Raw genomic sequence first — 11,496 nt, 5'->3', positions numbered from 1 at the left:
CTAGCTTCCTAGTTTGCTCTTTGATTTTCATTGAGTATTAAACAAGTACCTCTCATAAGAAAATCTCCTAGCAGGAAAGTCTGCTAGGAGATTTTTGCATTTCAGGAAGTGGACGGCTGACTTGGCAACCAGCTAAGTGTAAAGGTTAACTGTTCAGCTTTTAGGAGGTCTTGGTGTTGAATAGTTGATACTAGGTTTTTGTCCAGTCGGCATTCTTTGACAAAGTTGAAGTGGCTGTGGTTTTGCTCAGTATGAATATCTAGCCATTTATCTTCTTTGGCAAGGTAGATACGGAGGTGATTAAAGAGAGGGATTCCGAGATCATAGCTTGGTTTGCCTGGACAGGTCGGATAAAATCCGAGGGCCGACCAGATGTACCAGGCCGAGAGACTACCGTTATCCTCATCGCCAGGATAGGCTTGCCAGCTTGGGTGAAAAGCTTTCTGACGGAGAGTCTTGATGAGAAGGGCAGTGTAGTCAGGGTAATCACTGTAGCGGAATAGATAAGGAATGTGGAAGCTCGGCTGGTTGGAAATGGCTATTTGTCCAAAAGGAGCAGTAGCCATTTCGCTCATTTCGTGAATTTCGTAACCATAGCCTGTTGTCTCAAAGAGGGGAGCATCTTGACAGGCTTTCAAAAGATAGTTGCTAAAGGCTTCTTTTCCACCCATAAGTTGGATTAAGTCTGGGATGTCTTGGAGGACGCCTAAAGTCGCTTGGATGGCAGAGCATTCAGCGTAGTCTCGTCCCCAACTATAGGGAGAGAAGTCAGGACGGAAGTTTCCTTGATTGTCTCGCGCTCGCATGTAACCTGTCTCAGCATCAAATAGATGGCGGTAATTTTGTGAAGCAGTCCTATAGATTTCCGCGATGTCATTCTGACCAAGTTTTTTGGCACAGCTGGCGATACAAAAGTCACTATAGGCATAGTCTAGGGTGTGGCTGACGCTTTCGTGGTGGTCGGTAGAGAGGTAGCCTAGTTCTTGGTATTGGGCTAGTCCGTGGCGGCCATTGATGCCTAGAGGGTCGGACTTGGTGGCTGTTTCAATCATGGCTTGAAGGAGTTCTTCTTCTAGGTCAGGAGCCATGTCCTTGCAGGCGCTATCTGCGATAATACCGTCTAAAAGTGTACCAGGCATCATACCCCGTTCATCTGGAGCCAGCCATTTTGGAAGGAAACCAGTATCGCAGTAGCTATTGAGAAAACCTTCTAAAAAGAGACGATAATACTCTGGTATGACAAGGGCAAAGAGGGGGAAGGTGGTGCGGAAGGTATCCCAGAAACCATTGTTGATGAAGAGAACACCGGGCTTGACAGTGCCAGTGGCCAGATCCATGTGGGTGGCTTGCCCTGATTCATCAATCTCATAAAAAGTTTGAGGAAATAGGAAGAGTCTGTAGAGGCAGTGGTCAAAGAAGGCTCGATCAGCCTCTCCTGTCTCTATAACGTCAAAACGATGGAGGAGATTTTCCCAGTCCGCTTGGGTACTTGCTTTACAGCTATCAAAATCCTCTTGGGGTAGATTAAGCAGTGTTTGAGAAGGAGAGATGAAAGAAGTCGCTAGCTGAATCTCGGTTTGACTACTTGCTAAGTCAATTTGCCAGTCTCCACCTTCTTGACTGACAGCAAGGATATCCGTATTCATTTGCAGGGCAGTGAACATCGTTAGTGGATTTTTGTTGGTCTCAGTTTTTCCTTCTTGTCGCAGGGTAAGAGTCCGCTCATCTACTTGCTCTACGGTCAGTTCATCTGCTGCGTGAAGATAGAGGGAGAGGGCTTTGCCTTGCTTTTGCTCCAAACGAATAGAAGCGCCGTAGCAAGTCGGTGTGAGCTGGGTTTCAATCTGATAGCGCAGGGAGAAAATTTTCAGATAATGAGGTTGGAAAGAGGCCTTATCCATATCATAGGAAGACTGACGATGGAAGAGGCTGTCTCCACCCAGTTGGCCTGTGATAGGTGTCAGAAGGAGCCAAGAGTAGTCGCCAATCCAAGGACTGGGCTGGTGGGTTAGTCGAATCCCCTGAAAGATAGGCAGATGCGGATCAAAAAACCAAGATCCATCCTGATCACTGGTCTGGGGTACAAAGTAATTCATCCCAAAAGGCATGCCTGTGTATGGCAGGGTATTTCCCCGAGAAAAGGCATGCTTGCTGGCAGTTCCAAAGCGGGTATCGATGGTTTCAAGTAGTGGTTTCATAGTCTTTCCTTTAGCTGTTTTTCTACATTATATCAGAAAAATGGAGCCTTTAGAAAAGGAGTTTCAAAGATAACTATTTTGTAGAAAAATGACTATCATTTGTGTATGTATTTTCTGCCTTAAAAGCTATATACTGAAAATGAAACTTGTTTGAAAGAGGATACTGCACGATGATTTATTCAAAAGAAATTGTTAGAGAATGGCTAGATGAAGTTGCAGAGCGGGCTAAGGACCATCCAGAGTGGGTGGATGTTTTCGAGCGTTGCTACACCGACACCTTGGACAATACGGTTGAAATTCTAGAAGATGGTTCAACTTTTGTCTTGACTGGGGATATTCCTGCTATGTGGCTTCGGGATTCGACAGCCCAACTCAGACCCTACCTGCATGTGGCTAAAAGAGATGCCCTCCTGCGTCAGACCATTGCAGGTTTAGTCAAACGTCAGATGACCTTGGTACTCAAGGATCCTTATGCCAATTCCTTTAACATTGAGGAAAACTGGAAGGGGCACCACGAGACAGACCATACCGACCTTAATGGTTGGATTTGGGAACGTAAGTACGAGGTAGACTCGCTTTGCTATCCTTTGCAGTTGGCTTATCTCATCTGGAAAGAGACTGGCGAGACTAGTCAGTTTGATGAGACTTTTGTCGCAGCGACTAAGGAAATTCTCCATCTTTGGACGGTGGAACAAGACCACAAGAACTCTCCTTATCGTTTTGTCCGAGATACGGACCGCAAGGAAGACACCTTGGTAAATGATGGCTTTGGACCTGACTTTGCCGTGACAGGAATGACCTGGTCAGCCTTTCGTCCAAGTGATGATTGTTGTCAATATAGCTACTTGATTCCGTCAAATATGTTTGCTGTAGTAGTCTTAGGTTATGTGCAAGAGATCTTTGCAGAATTGAATCTAGCTGATAGCCAGAGTGTTATCACAGACGCTAAGCGTCTTCAGGCTGAAATCCAAGAAGGAATTGAAAATTACGCCTACACAAGCAATAGCAAGGGCGAAAAGATTTATGCCTTTGAAGTGGATGGTCTAGGAAATGCCAGCATCATGGATGATCCAAACGTACCAAGTTTGTTGGCTGCACCTTATCTGGGCTACTGCGATATTGACGACGAAGTCTATCAAGCCACTCGTCGTACCATTCTGAGCCCTGAAAATCCCTACTTCTACCAAGGAGAATACGCTAGCGGTCTTGGAAGTTCTCATACCTTCTATCGCTATATCTGGCCAATCGCTCTGTCTATCCAAGGCTTGACAACAAGAGATAAGGCAGAGAAGAAATTCTTGCTGGATCAGCTGGTTGCTTGCGATGGTGGTACAGGTGTTATGCACGAAAGCTTCCACGTGGATGACCCAACTCTCTACTCTCGTGAATGGTTCTCTTGGGCCAACATGATGTTCTGTGAGTTGGTCTTGGATTACTTGGATATCCGCTAAGGAGCGCGCTTTAGCGCAACTGATTCTTGGAAAGAATCACAAATTTACATTTAAAACGTTAACAATAAAAATTTAAATTTAGAATGAGGTTTTACTTCATGGAAAATGTTGTCGTACATATTATCTCACATAGTCACTGGGACCGTGAGTGGTACTTGCCTTTTGAAAGCCACCGTATGCAGTTGGTGGAATTGTTTGACAATCTTTTTGATCTTTTTGAAAATGATCCTGAATTCAAGAGTTTCCACTTGGATGGACAAACCATTGTCCTTGATGACTACTTGGAGATTCGTCCTGAAAATCGCGACAAAGTTCAACGCTACATTGACGAAGGAAAATTGAAGATTGGTCCATTTTACATCTTGCAGGATGATTATTTGATTTCAAGTGAAGCCAACGTTCGCAATACCTTGATTGGTCAAGCAGAATGTGCAAAATGGGGTAAATCAACCCAGATTGGTTACTTCCCAGATACCTTTGGAAATATGGGACAAGCGCCTCAAATCCTTCAAAAATCAGGGATTCACGTTGCCGCTTTTGGGCGTGGTGTGAAGCCGATTGGATTTGACAACCAAGTCCTCGAAGATGAGCAGTTTACATCCCAGTTTTCGGAAATGTACTGGCAGGGTGCGGACGGAAGTCGTGTCCTCGGAATTCTCTTTGCCAACTGGTACAGTAATGGGAATGAAATCCCAGTTGATAAAGATGAGGCCTTGACCTTCTGGAAACAAAAATTGTCAGATGTGCGTGCCTACGCTTCGACCAACCAGTGGTTGATGATGAACGGCTGTGATCACCAGCCTGTACAGAAAAATCTGAGCGAAGCCATTCGTGTGGCAAATGAACTCTTCCCAGATGTAACCTTTGTTCACAGTTCCTTTGATGAATATGTCCAAGCTGTGGAAGGTGCGCTTCCTGAACACTTATCAACGGTGACAGGCGAGTTGACCAGTCAGGAAACAGACGGCTGGTACACACTTGCCAATACTTCTTCATCTCGTATTTATCTCAAACAAGCCTTCCAAGAAAATAGCAACCTCCTAGAGCAAGTTGTAGAACCCTTGACTATTATCACTGGGGGCCACAACCACAAGGACCAGTTGACCTATGCTTGGAAAACACTTTTGCAGAATGCGCCACATGATAGTATCTGTGGCTGTAGCGTGGACGAAGTTCACCGTGAGATGGAGACACGTTTTGCCAAGGTCAATCAAGTCGGAAACTTTGTTAAGAGCAATCTTCTTAACGAATGGAAGGGTAAAATCGCTACGTCTAAGGCTCAAAGTGATTATCTCTTTACTGTCATTAACACAGGTTTGCATGATAAGGTCGATACTGTCAGTACAGTGATTGATGTTGCGATTTGTGATTTCAAGGAATTGCACCCAACAGAAGGTTACAAGAAAATGGCTGCTCTTACCTTGCCAAGCTACCGTGTGGAGGATTTGGATGGGCGTCCTGTAGAGGCTAAAATCGAAGACCTCGGAGCTAATTTTGAGTACGATTTACCAAAAGATAAGTTCCGCCAAGCTCGTATTGCTCGACAAGTGCGCGTGACCCTTCCAGTTCACCTAGCGCCACTTTCTTGGACAACCTTCCAATTGCTGGAAGGAGAGCAAGAACACCGCGACGGTATTTACCAAAACGGAGTGATTGATACGCCATTTGTAACGGTGAGTGTGGATGACACTATCACAGTTTATGACAAGACAACTCACGAAGCCTATGAAGATTTTATCCGCTTTGAAGACCGTGGTGACATCGGAAACGAGTATATCTATTTCCAACCAAAAGGAACAGAGCCAATCTATGCAGAGCTTAAGGGCTACGAAGTTTTGGAAAACACAGCTCGCTACGCTAAGATTTTGCTCAAACATGAATTGACCGTGCCTGTCAGTGCGGATGAAAAGCTAGAAGAAGAGCAAAAAGGTATCATCGAGTTTATGAAGCGTGAAGCTGGACGTTCAGAAGAATTGACAAACATTCCTCTGGAAACTGAGTTGACTGTCTTCGTTGACAATCCACAAATCCGTTGCAAGACTCGCTTTACCAATACTGCCAAAGACCATCGTATCCGTCTCTTGGTCAAGACTCACAACACGCGTCCAAGCAACGATTCTGAAAGCATTTATGAGGTGGTGACACGACCAAACAAACCAGCAGCTTCATGGGAAAATCCTGAAAATCCTCAACACCAACAAGCCTTTGTTAGTCTGTATGATGATGAAAAAGGTGTGACTGTATCCAACAAGGGATTGAATGAATACGAAATCCTTGGAGACGACACCATTGCAGTGACTATTCTGCGTGCGTCAGGTGAGCTAGGTGACTGGGGTTACTTCCCAACACCAGAAGCACAATGCTTGCGTGAGTTTGAAGTCGAGTTTGCACTTGAATGCCACCAAGCCCAAGAACGCTTCTCAGCCTATCGTCGCGCCAAAGCCTTGCAGACACCATTTACCAGCCTTCAGCTTGCTAAACAAGAAGGAAGCGTGGCTACGACTGGTAGCCTCTTGAGCCATTCTGTTCTCAACATACCGCAAATCTGTCCAACAGCCTTTAAGGTAGCTGAAAATGAAGAAGGCTATGTTCTTCGTTACTACAATATGTGTAGTGAAAATGTATGTATACCGGAAAGTCAACATCTCTTACTTGACTTACTTGAGCGACCATATTCAGTTCATTCAAGACTATTGGCTCCACAAGAGATTCGTACAGAATTGATTAAAAAAGAAGAAATTTAATTTCAAAAAGTAAACCTAAAAAGAAAGGAGGGGCGAAAAGATAAGAACTAACTGCTGATTCGCCCCTTTTTATGGTAAAAACAATGACCATTGCAACGATTGATATCGGAGGGACTGGGATTAAGTTTGCTAGTCTGACTCCTGATGGGAAAATACTGAATAAGACAAGTATCCCAACACCAGAAAACTTGGAGGATTTACTAGCTTGGTTAGACCAGCGCTTGTCAGAGCAGGATTACAGTGGGATTGCTATGAGCGTTCCAGGTGCAGTCAATCAAGAGACAGGTGTGATTGATGGCTTCAGTGCTGTCCCTTATATCCACGGATTTTCTTGGTATGAGGCGCTTAGCTCTTATCAGATTCCTGTCCATCTGGAAAATGATGCCAACTGCGTTGGACTCAGTGAATTACTGGCTCATCCAGAACTTGAAAATGCAGCCTGTGTCGTGATTGGGACAGGGATTGGCGGAGCTATGATTATCAATAGCAGACTGCACCGAGGTCGCCACGGTCTGGGTGGAGAATTTGGCTATATGACCACCCTTGCCCCTGCTGAAAAGCTCAACAACTGGTCGCAACTAGCATCAACTGGGAATATGGTACGCTACGTGATTGAAAAATCTGGTCAGATTGACTGGGACGGCCGCAAGATTTACCAAGAAGCCGCAGCTGGGAATGCTCTTTGTCAAGAAGCCATTGAGAGCATGAACCGCAATTTGGCGCAAGGCTTGCTCAATATCCAGTATCTCATCGATCCAGATGTCATCAGTCTGGGAGGCTCTATCAGTCAAAATCCAGATTTTATCCAAGGTGTCAAGGAAGCTGTTGAAGACTTTGTCGATACCTACGAAGAATACACGGTCGCACCCGTTATCCAAGCCTGCACCTATCATGCAGATGCCAATCTCTACGGTGCCCTTGTCAACTGGCTACAGGAGGAAAACCAATGGTAAGATTTACAGGACTTAGTTCCAAACAAACTCAGGCAATCGACTTGCTGATAAAGCACATTTCTCTGTCAGATATTGAGGTGGCAGTTGCTCAGTCTGACCAAGTCTCTATCTCTATCAAGGGTGAGGGTGGTCACTATCAATTGACCTACCGCAAACCCCACCAACTTTATCGTGCCTTGTCCTTGTTGGTAACAGCTCTAGCAGAAGGTGATAAAGTAGAGATTGAGGAGCAGGCAGCTTATGAAGAGTTGGCCTACATGGCAGACTGTTCTCGAAATGCGGTGCTGAATGTGGCTTCTGCCAAGCAGATGATTGAGGTCTTAGCTCTCATGGGCTACTCAACCTTTGAGCTCTACATGGAAGATACCTACCAGATTGAAGGACAGCCTTACTTTGGCTATTTCCGTGGAGCTTATTCGGCTGAGGAGTTGCAGGAAATCGAAGCCTATGCCCAGCAGTTTGACATGACCTTTGTGCCATGTATCCAGACCTTGGCTCACTTGTCAGCCTTCGTCAAATGGGGTGTCAAAGAAGTCCAGGAGCTCCGTGATGTGGAGGATATTCTTCTCATTGGCGAAGAAAAGATTTATGACCTGATTGACGGCATGTTTGCTACTCTATCTAAACTGAAGACTCGCAAGGTCAATATCGGGATGGACGAAGCCCACTTGGTTGGTTTGGGACGCTATCTCATCTTAAACGGTGTTGTGGATCGTAGTCTCCTTATGTGCCAACACTTGGAGCGCGTGCTGGATATTGCTGATAAGTATGGTTTCCACTGCCAGATGTGGAGCGATATGTTCTTCAAGCTCATGTCAGCAGATGGCCAGTACGACCGCGACGTGGAAATCCCAGAGGAAACTCGTGTCTACCTAGACCGTCTCAAAGATCGTGTGACCTTGGTTTACTGGGATTATTATCAGGATAGCGAGGAAAAATACAACCGTAATTTCCGCAACCATCACAAGATTAGCCATGACCTTGCCTTTGCAGGTGGTGCTTGGAAATGGATCGGTTTTACGCCTCACAACCATTTCAGCCGTCTAGTGGCTATTGAGGCAAATAAAGCCTGTCGTGCCAATGACATCAAAGAAGTCATAGTGACTGGTTGGGGAGACAATGGTGGGGAAACAGCCCAGTTTTCTATCCTACCAAGTCTGCAAATCTGGGCAGAACTCAGCTATCGCAATGACCTAGACCGACTGTCTGCTCATTTCCAGACCAATACAGGCCTATCGGTTGAAGATTTTATGCAGATTGACCTTGCTAACCTCTTGCCAGACCTACCAGGTAATCTCAGCGGGATCAATCCCAACCGCTATGTCTTTTATCAGGATGTTCTCTGTCCGATCCTTGACCGACACATGAAACCTGAACAGGACAAACCGCACTTCGCTCAGGCTGCTGAGACCCTTGCTAACATTAAAGAAAAAGCTGGCAACTATGCCTACCTCTTTGAAACTCAGGCCCAGTTGAATGCTATTTTAAGTAGCAAAGTCGATGTGGGACGACGTATTCGTCAGGCCTATCAAGCGGATGATAAAGAAAGTCTGCAAGAAATCGCCAGACAAGAATTACCAGAACTCAGAAGCGCGATCGAACACTTCCATGCCCTCTTTAGCCACCAATGGCTGAAAGAAAACAAGGTCTTTGGTTTGGATACAGTTGACATCCGTATGGGCGGACTCTTGCAACGCATCAAACGAGCAGAAAGCCGTATCGAGGCTTATCTGGCTGGTCAGCTTGACCGCATCGATGAGCTGGAAGTGGAAATTCTGCCATTTAACGACTTCTACGCAGACAAGGGCTTCGCAGCCACAACAGCCAACCAATGGCATACCATTGCGACAGCTTCAACGATTTATACGACATAAAAAACAAGAACACCTTGCTTGGCGCAGGGTGTTTCGCGTGAAACAGAAGAATTGGATAAGATGCATCATATCAAGCTTAGTTCATAACATTTGATTTATAAAATAAAAAAGAGTATAATGAATTATGCCAGTCTAAAATATGCATAAATATTTTAGGGGGGGCTTTTTATTTGTCCTTCCATTATATATTAACCGATAATTATCGGAAAAGGAGCAAAATGATATATGTTTTATAAAGGTAATGAAGATAGAGAAAAACGCTTGCGGTTTTCGATTCGTAAGGTTAGTTTTGGAGCTGCTAGTGTTGCAGTAGCAGCCTTGTTCATGTTTCCAGGAAATGGGACAGTGTCTGCCACAGAGCAAGGTGTAACCCCAACTAATGAGGGAAGACAAGGCTCACCACTGAAAGACCCAGATGTCCAGAATGGAACCTACGGGGCGACTCCAGTAGTCAGTCAGTTGGATGGAAATTCTGGTAGCAGTGAGACTACTGCTCCGAAAGATCAAGAAGAAACAACTACTCCAACATCTACTGATGCAAGCGCACCATCAGTCGAATCACCTACTGTTTCAAAAGAGAAAGAAGAAACATCTACTACTGCCACTCCAGCGCCAGTAGTATCATCTACTGCTTCAGCAACAGAAGAAGCAGAAGAAAAAGCTACATCTGACTTGGATAAAAAACAGCTGGAAGATTACGTAGCAGAAATTGATGCTAAATTAGCCTCAGGTAGCTATGCGACTAAGACAGATGAAAGTGTCGCAACCCTTAAAGAACATTTAGAATTAGCAAAACTTGCCCTAACAACAGCCACAAGTCAAGAGGAGTTGACAAAAGCTTATAGAAGACTCTTTATGACAGCGAGCAGCGGTTTACGTAGTAAGCCTAAAGCGCAAGTGGAAAGTCCTAAACTAGATACCACAGAAGGAAAAGCGACTGTCGGTAAGAAAGCAAGCAATACTGAGAAAGCTACAGGAAGCAACTCTATCGCAAACTCAGGACAACATGATCCACGTAATAGACAAGCCCTAGATAGAAATAATCCATTCCGAACGGATGGGGCAACAACAGATAGTGATCCAGCTGCGAATCAAACTTATACTGCACCGAGCGCTGATGCGAGTTTAGAGGAGTTGGTTAAAGCCTTAAAAACTCTTCCAACGACGATAACTAATGAAACAAAACTTGCAGATATAGATCAGGTTGCGGCAACCAAGGGTATAGATCCGGGTACAGTAAAAGAATTAGATGAGTTCGGAGGGTGGAAGGCTGTAAGAGATTCAGAAGGACGGGGGAAGTTTGCTGTTGCAAGAAAAACAAGTGACGGTGTCTTTCCGATTGAGACAGTGAATACCGTAAAATTACACGAGTATACCAATAGAACATGGACTCTAGAGTCTGTTGTGGATCGTGGAAATGAGCATGTCTTGCTTTTATCAGAAGTAAGAACTGAAAAAACGAAAGATCAAGCAGTATTTGACGAAACAAAGTATAGAGAAATTGGTGAACCATTAACAATTGCTAGAGGATTAAAAGGCTACAATGGAATAGAAAAAACATTTAAAGCTTATTCGCCTACTACTGGATCAACTACAAAGGTTTCGTTCAAGACTGGATATACAGGAGATATAGATGGTCATAAAGCTAAGTATAAGGTTGAGGTGTTGGGTAGAACTACCAAGAATAGCAACTTTACCAGTCTTTATAGTGTTACTTTTGATCCTTCAGTGGGTAAAAAAGATGCTAATATGCAAGTGATTGCGGCCAGAGATGGAAATTCTCAACGTTTTGATACTCCTAGAGGTTCCACAACTCCAGACACTCTAAACAAGAAACTAGCTGATAGGCGCTACAGTCCCAACGGAAGGACAGGTACGTTTACAAGTAAAGATATTGAGATTCCTGTCGGATACACTGAATATACTGTGCGTATCAGTTCTGCGGATAATACTCATTTGGGTATGGGATACCAAGTTCCGTGGAAGCACTATGCTCTACCTATCGCTGGATTAGAGTTTAGTATAACTCAGGATACTAAACACATAGCGAAGTCATTATTGCAACAGGCTTATGACAGACTGTTGAAGCAACAAAATAGTGATGAGAATAGGAAAACCCCAGGAACTACTCGAAATTATCAAGAAAAATTAGACGAAATAAAAGGGTTGTTGGACTCGGGAGATTTAAAAAGCAGAACAGATTATCTTACAGCTTTAGAGGCTGCTATTGAGGCCAGAGATGACTTGAAAACGCAAGCACCAAGTGCACCAGTCCC

6 protein-coding genes are annotated in these 11,496 nt (G+C 44.6%); 5 read left to right on the top strand and 1 reads right to left on the bottom strand.

Features of this window, described 5'->3' with window-relative positions; translation table 11 throughout:
* Nucleotides 1–101 precede the first annotated feature (101 nt).
* The gene (locus tag HT730_RS08585; protein ID WP_173307343.1) at nt 102–2,198 is read right to left on the bottom strand and encodes a GH92 family glycosyl hydrolase; all 2,097 of its coding nucleotides are present in this window, start codon (nt 2,196–2,198) and stop codon (nt 102–104) included.
* Nucleotides 2,199–2,368: 170 nt separating this feature from the next.
* Here HT730_RS08585 and HT730_RS08580 point away from each other — a divergent pair, with 170 nt between their 5' ends.
* The 5 genes from HT730_RS08580 to HT730_RS08560 form a co-directional block, all read left to right on the top strand.
* Nucleotides 2,369–3,649 carry a glycoside hydrolase family 125 protein gene (locus HT730_RS08580; protein WP_173307342.1) on the top strand — a complete coding sequence of 427 codons (1,281 nt, stop codon included), beginning with the start codon at nt 2,369–2,371 and terminating at the stop codon, nt 3,647–3,649.
* Between the two features lie 98 nt (nt 3,650–3,747).
* On the top strand, nt 3,748–6,393 hold the full coding sequence (locus HT730_RS08575; RefSeq protein WP_173307341.1) for an alpha-mannosidase: 2,646 nt from the start codon (nt 3,748–3,750) through the stop codon (nt 6,391–6,393).
* Nucleotides 6,394–6,476: 83 nt separating this feature from the next.
* Nucleotides 6,477–7,346, top strand: a complete 870-nt coding sequence (locus tag HT730_RS08570) for an ROK family protein (protein ID WP_173307344.1) — start codon at nt 6,477–6,479, stop codon at nt 7,344–7,346.
* On the top strand, nt 7,340–9,220 hold the full coding sequence (locus HT730_RS08565) for a beta-N-acetylhexosaminidase (RefSeq protein ID WP_173307340.1): 1,881 nt from the start codon (nt 7,340–7,342) through the stop codon (nt 9,218–9,220). The genes HT730_RS08570 and HT730_RS08565 overlap by 7 nt, the downstream gene beginning before the upstream one ends.
* 225 nt (nt 9,221–9,445) lie before the next feature.
* Nucleotides 9,446–11,496 (top strand): YSIRK-type signal peptide-containing protein (locus tag HT730_RS08560; protein WP_173307339.1); only part of this gene is annotated, 2,051 nt, incomplete at its 3' end.

This window comes from Streptococcus sp. k-628 (assembly GCF_013277475.1).
In the GTDB taxonomy this organism is placed as follows: domain Bacteria; phylum Bacillota; class Bacilli; order Lactobacillales; family Streptococcaceae; genus Streptococcus.
This window is presented reverse-complemented; position numbering and strand designations above follow the sequence as displayed.

Bases quoted from the DNA above. Each gene is read 5' to 3' on its own strand.
- HT730_RS08575 (WP_173307341.1), top strand. From the start codon at position 3,748: ATGGAAAATGTTGTCGTACATATTATCTCACATAGTCACTGGGACCGT.
- HT730_RS08565 (WP_173307340.1), top strand. From the start codon at position 7,340: ATGGTAAGATTTACAGGACTTAGTTCCAAACAAACTCAGGCAATCGAC.
- HT730_RS08570 (WP_173307344.1), top strand. From the start codon at position 6,477: ATGACCATTGCAACGATTGATATCGGAGGGACTGGGATTAAGTTTGCT.
- HT730_RS08580 (WP_173307342.1), top strand. From the start codon at position 2,369: ATGATTTATTCAAAAGAAATTGTTAGAGAATGGCTAGATGAAGTTGCA.
- HT730_RS08585 (WP_173307343.1), bottom strand. From the start codon at position 2,198: ATGAAACCACTACTTGAAACCATCGATACCCGCTTTGGAACTGCCAGC.